Raw genomic sequence first — 20,107 nt, 5'->3', positions numbered from 1 at the left:
CACGGCGCCGTCCCGCTGATCCGCCCACCCTGATTGCAGTCAAAAAGATCCGTGCGCCGAACCCTGTTTATTCGCCTGAGCCACCCCGGCCCGGACGCCGGTGCCGCCTGCATCGTGCGCGAGCCATCGGGCGAGTTCGAGGCGACCGCACGCGCGCCGTTGCACTCGTTGCTCGATGGCGCCGACGCGGATGACCGGATCGTCCTGATTCTTCCAGCTGAGGACGCCTTGGTCACCACGGTCGACCTGCCGGTGCGTCAGCGCGCACGTCTGATGCAGGCCCTGCCATTCGCGCTGGAAGAACAACTTGCCGACGACGTGGATGCCATGCACTTCGCTTTGGGGGCGAAGACAGCAGATGGCGCCCACGCGGTGGCCGCGATGGGCAGTGAGCGACTCGCAGACTACCTGGATGGATTCGCCGAGTGCCCTGCCCGTGTCGAAGCGGCCTACGTGGACGCCCAGCTCTTGCCGCCCGAACCCGATGCCGCGTCTGTGCTGTGGATTGAAGCCGATCGCACGCTACTCCGCGACGTTCAACAATGCGCCGCAGTCGACCACGCACTGCTTCCGGTCGTGCTCGGCAGGCTAACTGCCGACAACGCTCCGAAGCTGCTGCTGGTTGAAGGTGCGGCCCGACCGGACGCCGCGCTGGCAGGTGCTATTGAAGACCGTATTTCCAACGGCCTTGAACAACTCGCGCTCTGGGCCGGGCAGTCACACGCTCTGAATCTGTTGCAGGGTGCATTTCGGCCATTGTCCGAACAATCCCAATGGTGGCGCCCGTGGATCACCGCCGCCGCGCTGGCCGCCGTGCTGGTCGTGTTGGGAACGTTGTATCAGGCAGTCGATCTTGCCCAGAAGCAGGCGACACTCACCACGCTCGAGCAAGCCAACCTGCAAGCCTTTCGTGAGCTGTTTCCGGCGGAGCAGCGCATTGTCGATGTCCGCACCCAGCTTGAGCAGCAGTTGCGTGCGCTTCAAAACCCGGAAGGCGCAACCGGGTTCCTCTTTTTGCTGGACCAGACCCGGCAGGCATTCGCCAGCGGCGCTGATTTCACGATAACCGAACTGCAGTTCCGGGATGGCACGCTGTTTCTCGGTCTGGAGGGTGAAGATTTGCAAGCCCTGGAAACCCTCCGTGGAGAGTTTGCCAAGCAAACCACCGTTGAGCTGGAAGTGCTGTCGGCGAATGCCGCCAGCGACGGCGTCAAGGTTCGGATTCGCCTGGCACCGGTGACGCGCGCATGACGCCAGCACTCGAACAACTCAAGGGCCGCTACCTGGCCTTGGAACCACGCGAGCGTCTATTGGTGACAACCGGCGCCGCGGTGCTGGCGGTGGTGATGTACTACCTGTTGGTCTGGGAACCGCTGGCCAAAGCCCGCGAACAGGCGACAACGCAGATTGCAGCAGAGCAAGCGCTGGCCGCCGAGCTGGCCGCCGCGACGCCTTTGGCACGACAGGCACTTGGCCGCAGCAGTGCTGGTGCGGCCCCAATCAGCGCCCAGAATCGCTCGTTGCTGGCCGTTGTGGATCAAACCGGCAAGGCCGCCGGCCTCGGGCAGGGCGTACGGCGCGTTCAGCCTGAGGGCGACGATCGGGTTCGCATCTGGCTGGAAGGGGTGGAGTTCAACCGAACCGTGCGCTGGCTGCACCAGCTTGAAACCCGGCATGGGATGGTGGTCGACTCGGCCGACATGGGCGCCCAGAGTGCGCCCGGTCAGGTTGAGGCCAGACTCGGATTGGCACGGCAATGATGCGCCTGGTCGCCACATTCCTCGTTGCGTTGGTGATCGGACTGGTGATTTTCCTGCCGGTCCGCACCGTATACGGCTGGGTCGCTCCCGCCGATTCTCCGGTCACCCTGCATGGACTGGACGGGACCGTGGTCAGCGCCCGCGTCAACAGCATCGCCTACCAGACGCTAACCATTGCCGAAGATGCTCAGTGGACCTGGCGGCCATGGAAGCTGCTGCTGCTTCAGTTCGGTGGCATCGTGCAGGCGGACGTGGCGCGCGGCCCGGTGATCGGCGAAGTCTCGGTCACCCCCTGGGGTACGGTGCATGTCAGTGCATTGCAAGGCCGCTTCAACATCGCGGACCTGCTGGGGCTTGCCGAGCTGGGTGGCATCGGTATCGGCGGTGGCGCGAATCTGGATGTCCGGTCGCTAAAGCTGTCGTCCAAGCAGTTCGGCGCCGTCGACGGTACGGTGACCATCAAGGACCTCGCTTGGGCCTTTGGTCCGAAAAATTATGAGCTCGGTGATTTTGAAGCCCAGTTCGTTCTGGAAGAACAGGCGCTGGTCGGCACGCTCGCCGATACGGGCGGCCCGGTCGCGCTGGAAGGCACGGTACGTGTCGACCCGGTTAGCCGCAGCTACACCCTGGACGGTCGCCTGAAACTCCGATCTTCGGCGGATCCGGTGCTCGGAAATCTCATCAGCGGGTCACTGGGACGACCCGATGCGCAGGGTTGGTACCCACTGAGACAACAAGGCCAGCTGTGAGCTGGCATCCGCATGTCACCGTGGCGGCTGTGGCCGAACAAGCCGGCCGATTCCTGCTGGTGGAGGAGCAGACCCGACACGGCCTCGCTTGGAACCAGCCGGCGGGTCATTGGGAACCGGGCGAATCGCTGATCGACGCAGTCGTTCGTGAAACCCGTGAAGAAACCGCCTACACATTCCACCCAACTGCACTTATTGGCGTGTATGTCTGGGCACGCCCTACCGACCACGACGACCCAGCACCGCCTACGTTTCTGCGCGTGACTTTCACCGGCACGGTCGATCCAGAACCGGCTGATCACGCACTGGATGAGGGAATCGTGCGAGCGTTCTGGGCCGAACCGGAGACCCTGCGCAGTGCGGCCGCTCCGCTGCGTAGCCCAATGGTGTTGCGGTCCGTCGACGATTGGATGGCCGGCGTTCGCCACCCGCTTGACCTGATCCAGCATCTGGCGCCGTGAGCCGTGTGATCGTCGGCCTGTCCGGGGGCGTAGATTCCGCTGTCGCAGCGCATCGGTTGCTCGAAGCAGGCCATGAAGTTGAGGGCCTGTTCATGTTCAATTGGGCCGAAGACGAAACGGGCTACTGCCAGGCGGCGGAGGATTTCGAGTCGGCCCAAGCGGTCGCGGATCAACTCGGAATCGTGCTGCATCGCGCCGATTTCTCCCGCGAGTATCTGGAGCGGGTCTTTCAGTATTTTCTGGACGAGTACGCGGCCGGACGCACCCCCAACCCCGACCTGCTGTGCAATCGTGAAATCAAGTTCGCGCCATTCCGCGAGCACGCACTGCGCCTCGGGGCTGACCGCATCGCGACCGGCCACTACGCGGACACGCGCGACGGCCTGCTTTATCGGGCGGCCGACGAAGGCAAGGATCAGACGTATTTTCTCGCCTTGGTCAGTAGCCACCAACTAAAGCAGGTCGAGTTCCCTCTGGCCGCATTGAAGAAACCGGAGGTGCGCGCCATCGCCGAATCGATCGGCCTGCCGAATCACAATCGCAAGGATTCCACCGGAATCTGCTTTATCGGCGAACGAAACTTCGCCGACTTTCTCGGCGATCACCTACCCGATCAGCCCGGCCTGATCACGGATGATCAGGGCCGCAGCGTGGGACAGCACAGCGGACTTTGGCGATTCACGACCGGACAACGCCGCGGACTTGGCATCGGCGGGGTCGCCGGTGCGCCAGAGGCGCCCTGGTTCGTCTGCGGCAAAGACCTCGGAACAAGGACGCTAATCGTCACCCAGGACCGCCGGCATCCCGCCTTGTCCGGCCGTCAGCTCCTCGCGAGCGACATTCACTGGATTGGCGAGCCGCCGGCCCTGCCGCATCGCCTTCAGGCCCGCATCCGTCATCGCCAGCCATTACTGGATTGCGAGGTGCGGCCAGCCATGCTGGACGACGGTGAGTGTTTACGTGTGTTTTTCGACGAGTCGCCCTGGGCAATCGCGCCGGGACAGTACGTTGTCTTCTACGATGGTCGACGTTGTCTCGGCGGCGCCGTCATCAAGACTAATGAGGCGTTATAATCGCGCCCCCGAAATGGTCCACCCTCGGTTCACACGAGTTCTTGGGAGAACTTGCATATGAGTGACAGCTTTTCCGCCCGCGGCAACCTAGATGTCGGCGGCAAGTCTTATGAGATCTATCGCCTCAATGCTCTGGAGAGCGATTACAAGGTCTCACGACTGCCCTACTCCATGAAGATCCTGCTTGAGAATCTTCTCCGCAACGAAAACGGAAAGGATGTCACCGCCGATGACATCAAGGCCGTGGCTCAATGGGACGCCACCGCCGAACAGACCCAGGAAATCGCCTTCACGCCAGCGCGCGTGATCCTGCAGGATTTCACCGGCGTCCCGGCGGTCGTTGATCTGGCCGCCATGCGCGATGCCATGCAGGCAATGGGCGGTGATCCGAACAAGATCAACCCGCTGTCTCCAGCCGAACTCGTCATCGACCACTCGGTGATGGTCGACCACTTCGGGTCCGACGACGCCATGGATCTGAACGCCAAGATCGAATTTGATCGCAACAAGGAACGCTATGCCTTCCTGCGTTGGGGCCAAGGCGCGTTCTCGAACTTCAAGGTCGTGCCACCGGATACCGGCATCGTCCACCAGGTCAACCTGGAATACCTCGCGCGCGTCATTTTCGACCGCGATGGAGTGGCTTATCCGGATACGGTCGTCGGCACCGACTCGCACACCACGATGATTAACGGCGTCGGGGTCCTTGGCTGGGGCGTGGGCGGCATCGAAGCCGAGGCGGCCATGCTCGGTCAGCCGATCACGATGCTGATTCCGCAGGTCATCGGCTTCAAACTGAACGGCAAGCTGCCGGAAGGCACGACCGCGACGGACCTGGTACTCACCGTCACCGAAATGCTGCGCAAGAAGGGCGTGGTCGGCAAGTTCGTCGAATTCTATGGCGACGGCCTCGCCGATCTGCCATTGGCGGATCGCGCGACCATCGCCAACATGGCACCGGAATACGGCGCCACCTGCGGCATCTTCCCGGTGGACGGCGAAACCATTCGCTACCTGGAGCTCACCGGCCGCGATGCGGATCAGATTGCGCGTATCGAAGCCTATGCCAAGGAACAGGGCATGTGGCGCATCGACGGCCAGCCGGATCCGGTTTATACGGATTCGCTGGAACTGGACATGTCCACCGTCCAGCCGAGCCTCGCCGGCCCGAAACGTCCGCAAGATCGTGTGCTGCTCAAGGACATGGCCTCGCTGTACCAGAAGGAAGTCGTCAAGTTCGCGGACGAGCGCGACGCCAAGTCCGGTGCCGAGGCGCGCCTGGAAGACGAAGGCGGCGGTGGTGTGGCCGTGGGCTCCGACACCTCCACCGGCGAAGCGCAGGTCACCTACAACGGTCAGGAGTTCACGCTAAAGGACGGCGCGGTCGTCATCGCTGCGATCACCTCTTGCACCAACACGTCTAATCCTGCCGTGCTGATCGGTGCTGGGCTGCTGGCCCGCAACGCGCGGGCCAAAGGCCTGAACGTCAAGCCCTGGGTCAAGACGTCGCTGGCACCCGGTTCCAAGGTCGTGACCGACTACCTGGTCAAGGCTGGCCTGATGGATGATCTGGAGGCGCTCGGTTTCCACGTCGTCGGCTATGGCTGCACAACCTGCATCGGCAACTCAGGCCCGCTGCCGGAGACCATTTCCAAGGCAATCAACGAACACGACCTGGTCGCCACTTCGGTGCTGTCTGGCAACCGCAACTTCGAAGGTCGGGTGCATGCTGATGTCCGCATGAACTTCCTGGCCTCGCCACCGCTAGTGGTCGCCTACGCGCTGGCCGGTTCGGTGACGAGCTCGCTGGTCGAGTCCCCCCTGGGACAGGATAGCGCTGGCAACGACGTGTACTTGAAGGACGTCTGGCCGACTCAAAAGGAAATCCAGGACCTGATCAGCACCTCGCTGTCCTCGGAAATGTTCAAGGCCAGCTACGGCTCCGTCTTCGAAGGTGACGCTCGCTGGCGTGGCATGGATACGCCAGAAGGTGACCGCTTCGCGTGGGAAGACGACTCGACGTATGTTCAGAACCCACCCTACTTCGTCAACATGGCGAAGGAAGCCGGTTCCATCGAACCGATTGCCGGCGCCCGATGCCTAGCCTTGCTCGGTGACTCGATCACCACGGATCATATTTCGCCCGCCGGCAACATCGCCGCTGATTCCCCGGCCGGAAAATATCTGCAGAGCAAAGGCGTCAAGCCGGTCGACTTCAACAGCTACGGCTCACGCCGCGGCAACCATGAAGTGATGATGCGCGGCACCTTCGCCAATATCCGTTTGCGTAATCAGCTGGCTCCCGGCACAGAAGGCGGTTGGACGCATTTTCAGCCGGCCGACGAGCAGATGACCATCTATGACGCCGCGATGAAATATCAGGAGCAGGACACCCCACTGGTCGTACTCGCGGGCAAGGAATACGGTACCGGTTCGTCCCGCGACTGGGCCGCCAAAGGTACCCAGCTGCTGGGCGTCAAAGCAGTCATCTCCCAGAGCTTCGAGCGTATTCACCGCTCCAACCTCGTGGGCTTTGGCGTGCTGCCCTTGTGCTTCAAGGACGGCGAAAGCGCCGACTCCCTGGGACTCACCGGCAAGGAAACCTTCGACATCGAAGGGCTCGAAGAAGGCGCCAAGTTCGTGACCGTCAAGGCCGCCGCTGAAGACGGCTCGACCACTTCCTTTGAGGCCAAGGTTCGAATCGACACGCCGAAGGAGTGGGATTACTACCGCAATGGCGGCATCCTGCACTACGTGCTGCGCGATCTCGCCAAAGCCGCGTAAGCGATTAGTCGCGACTCGAAAGGCCCCGCAGTCGCGGGGCCTTTTTTTCACCAGTGTTCGTTATCCGTACCGAGTGGCATGAGTGTTGGATGCTTCGCACAGCACCCAACACTGGTGCAACTCCGCTAGAGAGGCTGTCATGAGACGCGTGGTATTCAATCAGAAGGGTGGCGTTGGCAAGACCACCATCGTGTGCAACCTCGCCGCCATCGCAGCCTCACGTGGGTTGCGGACGCTGGTGTTGGATCTGGACTCGCAATGCAACGCAACACAGTACTTGCTCGGCGATCTCGCGGGCTCCAGCGAAGGCACGATCGGCGATTTCTTCGAGGGCACGTTGTCGTTCAGCCTACAGTCACGCGGGCTGGAACCGTATCTGGTCGCGTCTCAGCTCAACGGGCTCTATGTACTCCCGGGTGATCCCGCCCTGGAACACCTCCAACCCAAACTGGAATCCAGGCAGAAGATCTACAAGCTCCGGCAAGCGCTGGACAAGCTGCGTGGATTCGACGCGGTGTTCATCGATACCCCTCCCGCACTGAACTTCTACAGTCGCTCAGCACTGATCGCGGCGGATCGAGTGCTCATTCCCTTTGACTGTGACGATTTTGCTCGTCAGGCCTTGTACGTGCTGCTCGACAACATCGCCGAGATCCGAGCGGACCATAACGAAGAACTGGAGCTGGACGGCATCGTCGCCAACCAATTCCAGGCGCGGGCACGGTTGCCCCAGCGCATCGTCCAGGATCTCGTGGACGAAGGTCTTCCCGTGCTGCAGACGCGACTGGCGCCGTCGGTCAAGGTTCGCGAATCACATGACCGCGGCCAGCCGCTGGTCCTGCTGGACCCGAAGCACAAGATCACCAGCCAGTTCAGTCAATTGTTTGACGATCTCGAACACGGCTAGTCGCAACCTGGCGCTGACGGGTTTTCTAGGGCGAAACCGCGCCGTAGCGTTGATTGGGTGGAAGCACGATACGAGGCCGGGCCTGCTGCGGATCCCATAGCGCCGGCGGCGGTGGCGGCAAACCTTCGGTGAGGCGGGCCTCGGGCACAGCAATCCGGGCAGCAGGATGCAGTTCATTGCCGGCGTAGTAGTTGACCCAGCCTCGAAGGCGAGCGAGATTCGCCGCGATATCGACATTCTGCGGAGCCAGGCGTTCGGCCCGCTCTAGCAGTTCCAAAGCCGTGTGGTAATCGCCCTGCTCGGCTTTGGCAGCAGCGAGGTTGTTCAGCGCAACGGGATCAAAAGGATTGATCTCCAATGCTTCGGCGAACCGCTGCTCGGCGCCTTCAATGTCGCCTTCGGCCATGTTGCGACGGCCCAGCGACTGAAAGGTCTGCGGTCCATAAGCTGCCTGTACCCGCTGCGCCACCTGCGTTTCCTGCATACGAGGTGCCGCGGAAGAAACAAACGGATTGCGGTTTGGGAGCAGTGATTCGCCTTCGGCAGCCACTGCGGCAAACGTCCCGCAGGCGCTTGCGATGGCGATGGCGGCCGTCACGCCGTTCAGAATTGCTTTCATGTTGGATCTCCTACCCAATCGGGGACAAGGCGACTCGGAGGCATCGGCACCTGCGCTTGCGGCCGGAACCAATATCTCAAAAAGCCCATCCCATTGAACTGCTCGTAGTCTCGCGCGTTATCAAAGCCGATCGAGGCGCCAATCGACACCTGCGGTGCGAGCATGTATTCCAGCTCGCCACCCAAATTAAAGCCCAATCCCGTCGAGCTCTGCCCGTCATACGTCGACTCGACAGGGAGCGTTGGTTCGTTCTGCTGAAAGTCGACGAGGGCGTTCTGCAAGGCATCGCTGGTCGGGAAATACGGGGCGTCATCCTCCCGGAACGACTGGATGCCGATCGATCCAGACACCCGATACGACCAACGATTCTCCCGCCCGACCCACTCAACAGGTACACCTAGGCTCAGATAAAACTGAGGGCTGAAGTAGCCTCCGTGGCCGAACGTGAAGTACCGCAGATTGTGTTCGTAAAAGAAGCTGGTGGCGTTAATACCCCAGGTTACGCGCATGTTGTCCCGCTCAAGCGCGCGGCCGTAGAAACCGACACCGAATTCATACTGCGTGTTGTCCTGGACGTTGTTGCCTTCCAGCGCGTAGAACGCACCGTTGGTATACAAACCGTACTGCCCACCATCGTAAGCCAGATCAATACGGCCACCGGTGCGCATCACCCCGCCCCAGTTCACGCCAAGCGCCGGATCAAAGGCACCCGCATAGGACAACAGGCTGTCGGAGACCGAACGGCGCGAAAGGTCCAGCTGCCAGATGAGATCCCCTGTCCGTGGCGCCCAGCGAATACCGCCTTGCAAATCTTCCTCCCGGAAGCCCAGCGGTGTCGAGCCGGCGTCCAGCCGCAGATTGGCCACTTCATAGACCAGCCCAACGGCAACGCCAGCGTCGTCCTGGGAAAAGCTCAAGTCCTCGCGGTCACCAGCCACAACGCCTTCGACCAACGGCAAGGCGCCAAAGAAGGCCAACTCGCGTCCGTCCAGATTTCCGGCATCGAGAAACACCGGTACGGCGCGCAAACGAATGCGACCAGCCGCTGGCGCAAAACTGAATTCGACCGGCAATTCGAGGTCGGTCAACTCGTCCAGACCACGTTGACCATCCCGCGTCCGTAAACTCAGACCGCCGGCTCCGTAAGCGCTGCGCTGAGCACGAATCTCGGAAATCTCGCGCAGGATGTCGTCGCGCGGATCGGTGGATACTCGCGCGGCCCGTCGCGGTTGGATCTGCACAGGGGCCGGCCGCAGCGGCTCGCGCGCCGGGTATTCATAGATGACGGCCGGACGCTGCGGTGCGGGCTCCGTTGCCGGTAGCGTGCGAACCGAACTCGGCGCTCTCTGCTGGATCGGGTAGGTCGGCGGCGGTGGAACAGCCGCGCCCTGGTAGCTCGGATAGGTTAGCGTTTCGTAAGTGTTGCTACGACCTATCCCCGGCTGGGACAGTTGCTCGTCCAGCGCATAGGGCGCGGACTCATAAACGATTTCGCCCTCGTAAGGACCTTGAGGGCGAATCGGGTACACGCTGGAATCAGAGGGCCTTCGCGTCTCGATCCGAGGGGCCAATGTGGCATCGAACCGATTCGACGATAGCCTCGCTGGCGAATCTCGCGGTTCGCCACTGCTGCCGTCGGCCGGTGCACCGGTTCGCTCGAACGAAAACGCGTCCAGCCTGCGGTTCGTGGCCACGGTGCGAACCGACTGAGAAGCCGCGCCTGGACTCACAACAGCCCGATCATCCTTAAGCTGGGTATCAAGCGCGAGCGAATCGCCCACGCTCGAACGGTTGCTGCCAAGCTGGGCTCGTTCCGGATCGATCAGATAAAGCGTGGGTGCGTGACGCCAGCTGTCGCTGCCCCCCAACTCGCCGCGGTTGTTCTCAGCATCGAGCGCCAGCGCCTGTCGAAAATATTCCAACGCTTGGCCATCCTGGCCGCGAATCCTGGATAGGCGGCCTGCGAGAGCATAGAGACGGGCGTTGCCCGGCTCAATCTGCAAGGCCTGATCCAGCAGCGCCCCTGCCCGGTCGTGCTGCTGCAAGGAAATCGACGCAGCGATGGCCCCTTTGTAGGCATCGATGCTTTCCGGGTCGATTCGAAGTACCCGATCGTAAATCTCCAGCGTTCGGTCATATTCCCTGGCATCGCTGTATAGACGCGCCAAGGCCATCAGCAGCCGCGGATCGTTTGGGTTGACCTTCAGCAGCGGATGCAGATATTCGTATGCCAACGCCAGGTCGCCTTCCTCGCGCACGACATCGGCCTGGCGCAGTCGGTGAGCAACTTGGAGATTGGCCAGATCCTGGCGCTGCTGGGGCGTCAGTCTCGGCTCGTCCTGCAGGTCGTCAACCTGGACTTCAAACTCGGCATCCTGGCGTAGTTTCAACAGCAACGACGCGTACTGCAGTCGGGTTCCCGGATCGGGCACGGACTGTCTGGCTAATGCCATTCGCATATAGCGCAGCGCCTCGCCCTCTTCGCCGATCTCGGCGAGTGAGGTCGCCAACGCACCCAACAATTCTGGAGACTCGCCAACCAGCGGTTCGATCTGGCGCAGAATCTGCGCTGCCTGTTCGGGGCGGCCGAGACGGGCGAACACGGCCGCTCGCTCCGACTGATAACGGACCCAAAGCCGCTTTTGCAGGTTGTTCATGTAGTCGGTGCGCGACTGCAACGGCACCTGCTCCAGCAATTGCAGGCCTTCGTACCAACGTTGGTTCTCGCTGACCAGCAACGCTTTGACGTAAAGCGCCTCTGACATTCGAGGATTCGAATCCAGCAACCCGTCGATCAAGGTGTTGGCCTCACGGGTCCGTCCCTGGCGCTGGTATATCCGCGCCAGATCAAGCCGTACCCACGGCGACTGGGGATCGAGAATTAAGGCTTCTTTGAGCAAACGCTCTGCTTCGACAAAGTTCTCGGCGCTGCTGGCTTCGGTCGCCTGGTCCCGCAGGTACTGGGCCTTCAATGTGCCCAGATTTCCCAGTTCCCCGCGCAGACTCTGCGGTACCCGTTCAGCCAAGGCCAGCGCTTCGCGCATATGGCCCTGTTGGGTCAACACACCGATGAGACCGCGCAACGCATTCACGTTGTCTGGCTGCGCAGCCAGAATCGCACGGTACGCGGCATCGGCACGGTCCAGATAACCCGCTTCCGCATACAGATCACCCAGGGAGCTGCGCACACTGAGTTCGTTGGGCCGTTCTGCGATGGCTTGTTCGTAGAGCTGAATGGCTCGATCAGGATCGCCGGCCGCGCGTGCGGCCTCTCCGCTGCGAACGGTCATCCAGAACCGGGCGCTGTCCAGGGCCTCGGTCCACCGGTGACCGCGGCGCGAATCCGCTGCCTTTGCGCGCTCCAGATACTGGGCGGCTTCCGAAAACTGTTCCTGGCGCAGCAGGATGATGCCGATACCACCGAGGGCGTCCGGGCTGCCCGGTTCCTGGCGCAGAACTTCCTGGAACTCGGTGTAAGCAAGGTTCAGGTCACCAGCATTCAGGTTCCGGTAGGCCTGGGCGATCAGGTCATCTTCGGTGGCTTCCACCGGGCGGTCGAGCGACGCGAGCCGCTGCGAGATCTCGCTGTCCTGGCCGAAGCGGTTGAGGAACGCACGGTAGTAGCGCTCGTCCCCGGCTTTGGGCGTCAACCACACCAATGCCTGACGCCAACCAGCCTTAGCCTGTTCCGCGACCACGGCGTTATCGACCAGTTGCGCCAAGTCGCTAATCCCCTGGCGCCGGGTTTCTTCGCGGTAGGTCAGATGCTGTGCCAGCGCGAGTTGGTAAACCGGCTGATCCGGATAGGTTTTAGCCAATTCGGCCAGTCCGTTGCGCGCCTCACCCCACCCGTTCGTGGCGCCAGCCAGGGTTTGGTAGTACTCCAGCGCGAGCCGGCCATCCGGACTAACGTCCCCAAATGCATCGCGATAGGCCTGCACAGACTCGTCGTACTGGCCGTCCTGAGCGAGCTGACGCGCTTGATTCAAGCGCTGTTGATCGACCGCGCTCTGGGCAATGGCCGATTGCAGTTCACGCGCACCAGAGTGGTTCGGGTGGCTGGAAGACAATTGATCCAGATATTGCTGTGCGACACCTAGCCGCCCCGCACGCGCTTCCATGCCCCCAAGCCCCGCCAGCGCGGCCGGATTCTCTGGATCAGACTGCAACAACTTCTGCCAGGCTTCACGGGCCAGATCAAAGCGTCCGCGGTTCTCCCAATAACGCGCTTGTTCGGCGACGCGCGTCTCCGCGGCGCTTTGCGCATACGTGGGGCCTACGCACGCGGCGGCAAGCACCGCAGCGATCAGCAATCCCCGAAAATCAACCAGCATGAACGCTCCCACTTCGGAATAAGTCGACCAGATTCGTCGATGCCATACCAGCCATTGGCATGGCCCTCACCAAACAACGACAACACATGGTCATAGTATGCAGGCACATCGCCGAGCAGACCCCCATGATCGGCTTCCTCAATCAAGGATTGTTGAGCACGAATCGCCGTATCATCACCTAAAGCCTTGAGATATGGCAACAAAGCGGCACTGAAACCCAGCGGCCCACCGCCCGACAAAACGTCCCCGCTCAGTACGTCTACTCGCTCCGGCGGGCGGTTGTTGTCCGCCAGCAACCGGCTCATGCCACCCAGCGCCGACAACACCTCAGACCCCGGTGTCATGCCGGCCCAGAGATAAACCCGAATGGCGTCGTAACTGCCCGTGATGGGCTTTCCGTCAGAAAACTCGACGCCATCGGGGCCGAAGATCATCCAGTCGGGCGCCAACCCCGCCCCCTGCGACACGGCCATCAGCAACTTGTTGTGATTTGCCAACAATGTCGACCACTGTCCAACCGGATGCCGCTGATCCAGGTATCGAAACTGGAACTCGGGCAGGTAGCTCGGGTTCAATCGGACCCGACCGTCTTCGAGACGAAACCCGTGCGGTGCTGGAAGCAACAAGCTGACGCCATCGCCGGTTGTCACGACTTCATGCTCAAGCACATTTGCGAGCATGGCACGCGCGACGACTTCGTACTGCTGGACGTCCCAAAGCCGCGCCGCTTCCAGCAGCGTGTAGGCAATCCACAGGTCTGCATCACTGGCAGGATTGGGGTCAACGACCCCCCAGCTTCCATCGTCGCGTTCGCCCCAGAGCCAGGCGGGCAAATGCTCTAAGAGATCACCCTGGGCAAGATTCGCAGTGGTCCACGACAGGACGCTCGCAAACACATCTGGACGGTTGGCCACCAAGGCGAAGAACAGGCCATAGGCTTGCCCTTCGGAGGTTGACCGAGCGCCGTCGGTACGGTCGATCACACGGCCGTCGTCCTGCACGAAATGTTTGTGGAACGCCTCCCAGCGCTCCCAATCCTGGTCAAACCACCCGCAGGCCGACAAATTCAGGGCAAGCGCCACCAAACAAGATGACGCTCCCCACCGAAGGCTGCCCACGGAAATCCCCGCCTTACCGCTTCCCTTCATGGCGGGCGAGCGCCATGCGACGCAATGCCCGATAGACAGCAGCGGCGATAATCAGGGCGACCACTAGCATCAGGATCAACATGCCCAAGGGCTTGGTCGAGAACCAGTGCTTCAAGCCCATGAAGAACGGCAAACCGCCAACCTTGAACTGATTACCCAGCCGGTAGTGATTGATCTCGGAACCGTTAAGTAGAACCAGATCACCTTGCAGGAACTGACGATCACCGGCGTCCAGCAGCAGATTCGCCACGTTGCGGAGTCGCTCACCAGTGCCTGCGGTCAGGACGACCACGGCCTTGTCGCTGGACACCGGTGACTCGAAGCTCATGATCGCGCCCAGTGCACCGCCCGCTTCCAGCAAGACCTGTCCCGCGTGGTCCACAGCGGCATCAAGATCGTATCCGCGCCAACGCCCCAGCAGTCGCTCGATCGGACCGATGACACGAAGCCGCGCGGTACCACCCACCAGGCTTAGCGGCATCTCGTCAGCCCAGGTTTCGAGCAACGGCTGATTACCGGCACTTCCCAGCACGATCACATGCTTGCCTTTCAGTTGCGAGGCATCTCCGCCCTGAACCAGCGCCACACGTGTTGCCGGGTAGCCAGTGGCGTTGCCCAAATGGCCCATGACCGACAAGTAGGTCGCTACCTCATCCGAGGACAAGGTCCTCGGCAGAACAACCGCAGTGTCGTTCATGTCTGCCAGACGACTGTAGGGGAAAGCCCCATTGGCAAACAACGCGAGCTCCGGCAGCGCCGTGTAATGCGGAAACTGGCTGAAATCAATGGTGGAGCCTGGGTCAATCACGCCCCGCAAGTTATCCAGGACGGCATCCTTACATTCGCCGAGCTTCTGACGCTCAAAGTAATAGTGGAACTGTGCCTGATTGCTACCGGAGACTTTGAAGTACGGAATATGCACCGTGGTTTCGTTGACCGATTCCAGCTGGCTCAAGAACGGGATCTGGATGCGCCGCTTGATCTCTGATTGAACCGATGTGCTATCGCCGCCCTTGGCTAACGGAATCGCCTCAACGAACTCGTTGTTGATGTTCACGTTCAGCGTCGACTTCGGCCCGATGGTTGGCGTGTAGCGGTACTTGAGGTCCATCGGGACGCCCTTGGACTCCCAGGCGTACAAATCCGGCGGCACATGGAAATTGACTCGGATCAGGTCCGGATAGAGCCCACGCACTTCCAGCTCCCGGCTCGGCACCAATTCGCTGAACTCGACCGGACGATCCGTGGGCACCCAACGCGGCGCGTCGTAGGGTGCGCGAGGTTCTGGCTCCTGCAGATTGCGGATCACGGCGGAACGGCCCGCCAAGGCCTCCGCCCCCAGGCTGAGTGCACGCGCAGCGGTGATCAATCCCTCACCGGAATTGCCGGACACAACCAACAGCTTGGATGTGGGATGCGTCGGGTTGTCGACGATGGAGACTGTGGACTCACCATTGCTCGGAATCGCCAGCCCGCCCACGCGGCTTCCGGCCGTCCCGATCACTACAGCATGGCCGTCCGGCAGTTCGCCGTTGGTGGACACCGGAAATTTGGCACCCCGATAGGCCGCCTGCGCCCCAAACCACGAAGCCACAATACCCGCCGCTTTCATCTGCTCGATGCTCGGCTCGCCGGAGAACACAAACGGCAACTCCAACATGGCCTGGTCCCGCCGGTCAAAGAACGGCTGAGGCAACAAATTGAGTTCATTCGCCAGCTTCAGCGGCTGAGTAGTTAGCGTCAGGGAACTGGTTTTGCTGATATTGGCCCAAAGCGAGGTATGGGCAGGGTCTTCACATTCATACGTGTAGTGCCCAATGAACTGCAGCAGAATCGTGTTGTAGCGAACGAATAACCGCGGGTCGAGCTTGAATGTCCGCTCACCGCCACTGGCAGATTGCTCTGTGAGAGGAATCGTTGTGACCAGCTCGGAGTTTACGAACACATTGATATGAGATAGATCGAAGACCAGCGACGGCGAATGGGCATAGCGCAGGGTCATCTCTGCCTTGGTGATCACCTCGTCATCCCGAACCGAGACCGGCAATGAAATCTCGCCCTGAATGCCCCGCAATCGAATGGAGTCCTGCACCCCGCTAAGTTCTTCCAGCGTCACTGAACGGATCACCTGTGGCAGACGCTCAGAGGCGTTGCCAGCCGCGCCCTGGGCATCGGCAGACATTGGATGCAGGGTTGCCAACACACCGATCGCCGCTAACAAGCTCGCGGCGAAAGTGATTCGCCGAACGAACTTGGAGACCGCTCCCCGCATGCCAGAGAGGAACCGGCCCAAATACATTTCGATCACGCGATAAACCCCGTAGTAGCCGAAGGACAACACTTCGATAAATGCCCGACCTGGATGATCCACATCACGGTTGCTGGCCCAGGTGACCCATGCATCCGCTCGCCCAAAAATACAGTGAAGCAAGTGCTTCTCTTGTTCAATGTCCAGCGGTTCGAATTTCAGGCTCAAGGTGTCCCCCGCCGATCGTGTCACGGTGCAATTCCATACAACGTCGGTCTTGCTGGGCAATACGCAGACATCCACGGTAGAACCGCGCTCCAACTGCAGCGACTGCTCCATGCGCACGGCGCAGCCACCTTCCGAAAGGTCTAGCGTCCGCGCCGAGAGGACCGTGCCGTCATGAAGCCGTACTTCCGCCTCGAGATCCGAGTCCACGCGAATGGTGCGCCGAACCTGCTTGGATTCCCATGCCACGGCAAGCGCAGCGCCGATAATGATCAGGTTGTAACCGGACCAGATCATATTCAAAAGCACCGTGTCGAGTTCGTGTGTGCTCCAGAAGAAGAGTCGGCCGATACCCACCGCCACACCGCCGAGATTGGCCGCTACCAGTATGAGATACGGGATCGCCATTTTCTGGTCGAAGTACTCGTCCTCGACGATGCCGCCCTTGGCAGTCACGTTGAACGAACCCAGCTTCGGATTGATCAGCGCCAGCAGCGTCGGGGCGGTGATATAGGTGGCGAGTACCGTCTCGTAGACCTCGGCCCAGAACGAGTGGCGGAAAGGCCCCTGCAGCCGGGAGTTGGTCATGTTAGCGATCAGCAAATGCGGCAGTGCGTAGGCCGCGATCATCAACGCCTGCGCCTGAATGATCTTCGCATCGAACAGCAGATACGACAGGGGCGCCGAGAGAAACACAATGCGCGGCAAGCCGTAGAAGAAGTGCAACATTGCGTTCGCATAGCAAAGCCGCTGGCCGAAGCGCAGGCCTCGCTTGAACAACGGATTGTCGACACGGAAGATCTGGGCCATTCCGCGCGCCCAGCGAATTCGCTGACCGATATGGGCGGATAGCGATTCGGTCGCCAAGCCGGCAGCCTGCGCCACGTTGATGTACGCCGAGCGCCAGCCGCGACGATGCATCTTCAACGCCGTGTGCGCATCCTCGGTGACGGTCTCCACCGCGACGCCACCGACCTCTTCCAACGCTTCGCGACGCAGCACCGCGCAGGAACCGCAAAAGAACGTGGCGTCCCAGAAATCGTTGCCGTCCTGGAGCAGGCCGTAAAACAGTTCGCCCTCGTTGGGCACCTGCTTGAAGGTGCCCAGGTTGCGTTCGAAAGGATCCGGCGAGAAGAAATGATGAGGCAGCTGAACCAGAGCCATCTTCGGGTCTTTCAGGAACCAACCGACGGCAACCTGCAGAAAGGATCGGGTCGGAATGTGGTCACAATCGAAAATCGTGACCAGTTCACCCGAGGTTTTCGTTAAGGCCTTGTTGATATTGCCGGCTTTGGCGTGCGTGGATTCCTTGCGTGGCAGATGCACGGCCCCCACTTCTTCGCAGAAGACGCCGAACTCGTCACGGCAGCCATCGTCGAGGACATAGACCTTGATCTTGTCTTCAGGCCAGTCGATTTGCAGCGCCGCCAACACCGTCGGTCGAACAACCTCCATGGGTTCGTTATAGGTCGGCACGAACACATCGACCGTCGGCCACTGGCTTGTATCTTCGGGTAGCGGGTACGGACGCCTGTGCAACGGCCACAGCACCTGGAAGTAACCCAGGATCAGCACAAGTACGGCGTAAAACTCCGCGAGCACGAGGCCGACAGCGAAAAACAAATCCACGTACGACACGCCGGGCGTACCGAACCCGATGGTTTCGGTGACGCGCCAGTAGAAATACCGGAACGAGGTCAGCAACGAGATCGTCATCAGCGCGATCGAAATCAGATGGCCCTCGTAGCGGCGCATCCACGAACACAACGCGAAGGAGCCCAGCGCGAATAGCGCCTGCCAGCCCAGGCCGACCGGGGTTGTGATGATCACCCAGCAAGGTGCGGCGGCGATGACCACAGCGAACAGCAGGGCCAGCCGTGACTCCCACACGCCGAGACCCGCCAGCGCGTCGATATAACGCATGGCACCACCGGTGCGGCGCCATTCAGCCTCTGGAGTCAGCGATGACTGTTCCGCACCCACCGACGCATCGCTCATCGCAGTGTTTGCTCCATCCAGGCGGCCAACGCGTCGAAATCGGTGGCCGCTCGGCCTTCGGGCTCATAGGCCAGAACGGTTTGCTGCGCGGCCAGAGCTTCCTCGGCCGCCGCGTCAAATCGAACAGCCGCTGGCACCAGACGCTCACCAAGGCGCTGGGACAGCATCGCGCGCACGTCCCTGCAAAGGACCCGGCCCTCGTTCATCCGGTTGACCAGGAAGAACAGCCCCTTGAAGTCCCGACTTGCTGTCCCTGCGTACGATTCGATGGTGCGCTCCACCGTGGGCACGGTGATAAACGATGCGGCGTCGGGCAACACGACGACAATGACCAGATCCGCAAGCTCGACCGCAGCGCGCTGGAACTCCGACGGGCCAGGCGGCGTATCGAAAACCGTGAAGTCGATGTTCTTCGCATCGACGGTGGATAGCCCATCGGAAAGCCAGGCGGGGCCGTCGACAACGGCCGCCTCGAATCGAGCGCGGTGCGCTTCAGACAGGAATCCGTATGGCAGGAATCGCAGCTTGTCGATGCCCTGCCGGGTCACGCTGCTCCAATCATCCGCGCGCAAGGTCGCAGAAGCGAGCCCTGCCGGATCGACCGGATCGGACGACAGATGGAACTGCAATGCGTTTTGCGCATCCAGATCGACCGCGCAGACGCGATGACCACGCCCCACCAGCGCTTCGGCCAGATTCGCGGTGACGGTGGTTTTGCCTACGCCGCCCTTGGGCGACACGACGGCAATGCGCTTGGGCCGCTTGTTCGACTTCCCCAGCATAGTCCCCTGATGTCCTTGTTCCGTTTCCGGCTGTTCGGATAATTGTTGCGGCTTAGTCGACTCGTGACTTTTCAAGACGCCCAAAAACTGAAGGCAGGCTTTGATCCAGGTGAGTCTCTGCCACCACGGGTGCTTGTCGACGTTCATAGTGTAGTTTCAACTTGGCGCCGTCCGGTCTGCGCTGCGCCGGTGGCTGACCCAGACGACCCATCAGTTTGGCAATTGCACCACTGGTGGGCCTCACGGGCCGCGCAGATGACTCTTCCGAATCGCTGGCTTCTCGCGCTTCAGACGATGAATTCATAGCGGCCCCTTCGGCTGCTGGGATGGACTCAGACTTTAGCGGTGCCGACCGATGTGCTGCGGCTGCTGGTGCCGCTTGGACCTCGGGGGTCTGCTCTGAGACCGGGCCAGGTGCCTCATCGGTGTCGTCATCATCGCCCGAGACGAGCTGCCGCGCCGATTGTGCAACGCGTTCCGTGCCGCGCACCAACGCCGCCAGGCTGCCAGCCCGACGCAGGCGGGGCGTGTCCTGCTCCTCGCTGACACCGCCGGGGACTGCTTGGCTCCATTCGCCAAGCTCTGCCGGCTCTTCGGGAATATCAGCGACTGGAAATTCCTGCTGCCCCAATGAGGCCAACAACGACCACCGATCCGGCATCGCGTCTACTAGTGCCAATTCTTCAGCCTCAGGCTCCGCCTCGGGCTCAACAATTTCATCCACGACAGGTTCCGTCCTCTTCGGCGCAGGTTCCGGCACCGCTTCTGGCGCGGCCGAGCCGATGGGTTCTTCGGGCACCGGGGCTGATTCAGCCTGCTGAACACGCGGAGGCGGTGGATAGGCATCGGGATCGACGACCGGCTCGTCCGGTTTGGCGGGCGCCGTGCGCTTCTTCCCCACCCGGCCCTCGACCTCGTCCTTGTCACCTTCGCCCTTGAGATCGCGATAGCTGGACGGATCAAGTCCAAGGTGGGCGAATAGCTGTTTGACGTCTTCGCCTTTATTACTCACCTGCGAC

13 protein-coding genes are annotated in these 20,107 nt (G+C 61.4%); 7 read left to right on the top strand and 6 right to left on the bottom strand.

From position 1 onward, the window contains the following. The first annotated feature begins 33 nt into the window (after window positions 1-33). From gspL to ACE1EY_RS09085, 7 genes are all read left to right on the top strand, one after another. A complete protein-coding gene (gspL, locus tag ACE1EY_RS09115; RefSeq protein ID WP_373928066.1) occupies window positions 34-1,251 on the top strand; it encodes a type II secretion system protein GspL in 1,218 nt (405 codons plus the stop codon). After that, a complete protein-coding gene (gspM, locus tag ACE1EY_RS09110; RefSeq protein WP_291514731.1) occupies window positions 1,248-1,760 on the top strand; it encodes a type II secretion system protein M in 513 nt (170 codons plus the stop codon). The genes gspL and gspM overlap by 4 nt, the downstream gene beginning before the upstream one ends. Beyond that, on the top strand, window positions 1,757-2,509 hold the full coding sequence (gspN, locus tag ACE1EY_RS09105) for a type II secretion system protein N (RefSeq protein WP_370300005.1): 753 nt from the start codon (window positions 1,757-1,759) through the stop codon (window positions 2,507-2,509). The genes gspM and gspN overlap by 4 nt, the downstream gene beginning before the upstream one ends. Continuing rightward, window positions 2,506-2,970: an NUDIX hydrolase gene (locus tag ACE1EY_RS09100; RefSeq protein ID WP_370300004.1), complete on the top strand. Its 465-nt coding sequence runs from the start codon at window positions 2,506-2,508 to the stop codon at window positions 2,968-2,970. Before gspN ends, ACE1EY_RS09100 begins: the two co-directional genes overlap by 4 nt. Further along, a complete protein-coding gene (mnmA, locus tag ACE1EY_RS09095; protein ID WP_370300003.1) occupies window positions 2,967-4,043 on the top strand; it encodes a tRNA 2-thiouridine(34) synthase MnmA in 1,077 nt (358 codons plus the stop codon). The genes ACE1EY_RS09100 and mnmA overlap by 4 nt, the downstream gene beginning before the upstream one ends. A gap of 57 nt (window positions 4,044-4,100) precedes the next feature. Then, window positions 4,101-6,827: an aconitate hydratase AcnA gene (gene acnA / locus ACE1EY_RS09090; RefSeq protein WP_370300002.1), complete on the top strand. Its 2,727-nt coding sequence runs from the start codon at window positions 4,101-4,103 to the stop codon at window positions 6,825-6,827. 139 nt (window positions 6,828-6,966) lie between these two features. After that, a complete protein-coding gene (locus ACE1EY_RS09085; protein WP_370300001.1) occupies window positions 6,967-7,734 on the top strand; it encodes a ParA family protein in 768 nt (255 codons plus the stop codon). Window positions 7,735-7,759: 25 nt separating this feature from the next. On the opposite strand, the gene ACE1EY_RS09080 is transcribed toward ACE1EY_RS09085, so the two are convergent. The 6 genes from ACE1EY_RS09080 to ACE1EY_RS09055 are packed head-to-tail and all read right to left on the bottom strand — an operon-like array spanning window position 7,760 to window position 20,100. After that, a complete protein-coding gene (locus tag ACE1EY_RS09080) occupies window positions 7,760-8,353 on the bottom strand; it encodes a tetratricopeptide repeat protein (protein ID WP_291514584.1) in 594 nt (197 codons plus the stop codon). Next, window positions 8,350-12,687, bottom strand: a complete 4,338-nt coding sequence (locus tag ACE1EY_RS09075; RefSeq protein WP_370300000.1) for a cellulose synthase subunit BcsC-related outer membrane protein — start codon at window positions 12,685-12,687, stop codon at window positions 8,350-8,352. The genes ACE1EY_RS09080 and ACE1EY_RS09075 overlap by 4 nt, the downstream gene beginning before the upstream one ends. Then, window positions 12,660-13,769 (bottom strand): cellulose synthase complex periplasmic endoglucanase BcsZ, encoded by a 1,110-nt coding sequence (bcsZ, locus tag ACE1EY_RS09070; RefSeq protein ID WP_370299999.1) that lies wholly within the window; start codon window positions 13,767-13,769, stop codon window positions 12,660-12,662. The genes ACE1EY_RS09075 and bcsZ overlap by 28 nt, the downstream gene beginning before the upstream one ends. Window positions 13,770-13,818: 49 nt before the next feature. Continuing rightward, window positions 13,819-18,306, bottom strand: a complete 4,488-nt coding sequence (gene bcsA / locus ACE1EY_RS09065; RefSeq protein ID WP_370299998.1) for a UDP-forming cellulose synthase catalytic subunit — start codon at window positions 18,304-18,306, stop codon at window positions 13,819-13,821. Further along, on the bottom strand, window positions 18,303-19,088 hold the full coding sequence (bcsQ, locus tag ACE1EY_RS09060; RefSeq protein WP_370299997.1) for a cellulose biosynthesis protein BcsQ: 786 nt from the start codon (window positions 19,086-19,088) through the stop codon (window positions 18,303-18,305). Before bcsQ ends, bcsA begins: the two co-directional genes overlap by 4 nt. Window positions 19,089-19,140: 52 nt before the next feature. Then, a complete protein-coding gene (locus tag ACE1EY_RS09055; protein WP_370299996.1) occupies window positions 19,141-20,100 on the bottom strand; it encodes a hypothetical protein in 960 nt (319 codons plus the stop codon). Between the last annotated feature and the right edge of the window lie 7 nt (window positions 20,101-20,107).

Source organism: Abyssibacter sp., from assembly GCF_964229365.1.
GTDB lineage: Bacteria > Pseudomonadota > Gammaproteobacteria > Nevskiales > OUC007 > Abyssibacter.
The sequence above is the reverse complement of the archived record's forward strand: the minus strand, read 5'-3'. Positions and strand labels throughout refer to the sequence as shown.

What these genes read in the sequence shown, in the direction of transcription:
- gspM (WP_291514731.1), top strand. Translation starts at nt 1,248, where the DNA reads ATGACGCCAGCACTCGAACAACTCAAGGGCCGCTACCTGGCCTTGGAA.
- ACE1EY_RS09075 (WP_370300000.1), bottom strand. Translation starts at nt 12,687, where the DNA reads ATGCTGGTTGATTTTCGGGGATTGCTGATCGCTGCGGTGCTTGCCGCC.
- acnA (WP_370300002.1), top strand. Translation starts at nt 4,101, where the DNA reads ATGAGTGACAGCTTTTCCGCCCGCGGCAACCTAGATGTCGGCGGCAAG.
- bcsA (WP_370299998.1), bottom strand. Translation starts at nt 18,306, where the DNA reads ATGAGCGATGCGTCGGTGGGTGCGGAACAGTCATCGCTGACTCCAGAG.
- bcsQ (WP_370299997.1), bottom strand. Translation starts at nt 19,088, where the DNA reads ATGCTGGGGAAGTCGAACAAGCGGCCCAAGCGCATTGCCGTCGTGTCG.
- gspN (WP_370300005.1), top strand. Translation starts at nt 1,757, where the DNA reads ATGATGCGCCTGGTCGCCACATTCCTCGTTGCGTTGGTGATCGGACTG.
- ACE1EY_RS09085 (WP_370300001.1), top strand. Translation starts at nt 6,967, where the DNA reads ATGAGACGCGTGGTATTCAATCAGAAGGGTGGCGTTGGCAAGACCACC.
- ACE1EY_RS09080 (WP_291514584.1), bottom strand. Translation starts at nt 8,353, where the DNA reads ATGAAAGCAATTCTGAACGGCGTGACGGCCGCCATCGCCATCGCAAGC.